Raw genomic sequence first — 877 nt, 5'->3', positions numbered from 1 at the left:
CCCACATTCCCCAAGTAAATCGCTGATTTTGCTGTCAGGATCTCAATATTTCCGATATAAATCATGGTGTTGATGGCCGTGAGGGGCGCGTTTGATGGATCACCCAGAGGGTGCGGGTTCGAAGCGGGCAGATCGGGTCGAGTTCGACCGCCGGGTGCATGTGGAGTTCCGAGGTGCGCAGCTCAGTTCCGACGGCGGCCTGCTGGTGATGCGCGAGCTGGATGACGCGCTCGGGCTGTCCGATCTGGCGGCAAAAGCATTGCGCGACACCCGGCGCGGCAAGAACACGGTCCACCGGCTTGACGGGTTGTTCCGGCAATCGGTGTTCGGGCGACTGGCCGGATACGAGGATGTGAACGACGCCGACCGCCTGGCCCTCGATCCGGTGATGCGCCAGGTCGTGGGTGGAAGGGCTGTCGATGGGCAAGCGGCCTCGGCCTCGCAGATGGGACGGTTCGAGACCGAGACACTGGCACAGCCCGAGAACCGTGCCGCGCTGGCCGACCTGAATGGCCAATGGATCGACCGGTTCCATGACCGTAACGGGCTGAAGTACATCGTTCTGGACATGGACAGTTCGGTCAGCCCCACCCATGGCGATCAGGAGGGCGCGGCCTGGAACGGGCATTTCGACTGCACCTGCTATCACCCGAACTTTTTGTTCAACCAGTTCGGCATGCTGGAGCGCTGCGCCTTGCGCCATGGCAACGTCCACAGCGCCGATGGCTGGCGGGACGTTCTCGACCCCGTCATCGCCCGCTACGCGGAGCGCGACCTTTGCGGCCGGTTCTTCCGGGCTGACGCCGCCTACGCGATCCCCGCGATCTATGAGCGGCTGGAAGAAGCCCGGTTCTTCTACGCCATCCGTCTGCCCGCC

At 63.5% G+C, this 877-nt stretch carries 1 pseudogene; it reads left to right on the top strand.

Annotated features, from left to right (window positions below):
- Window positions 1–94 precede the first annotated feature (94 nt).
- A pseudogene (locus CG51_RS18805) lies at window positions 95–877 on the top strand (IS1380-like element ISKpn23 family transposase); the annotation flags it as partial.

The organism is Haematobacter missouriensis, from assembly GCF_000740775.1.
Lineage (GTDB): Bacteria > Pseudomonadota > Alphaproteobacteria > Rhodobacterales > Rhodobacteraceae > Haematobacter > Haematobacter missouriensis.
This window is presented reverse-complemented; position numbering and strand designations above follow the sequence as displayed.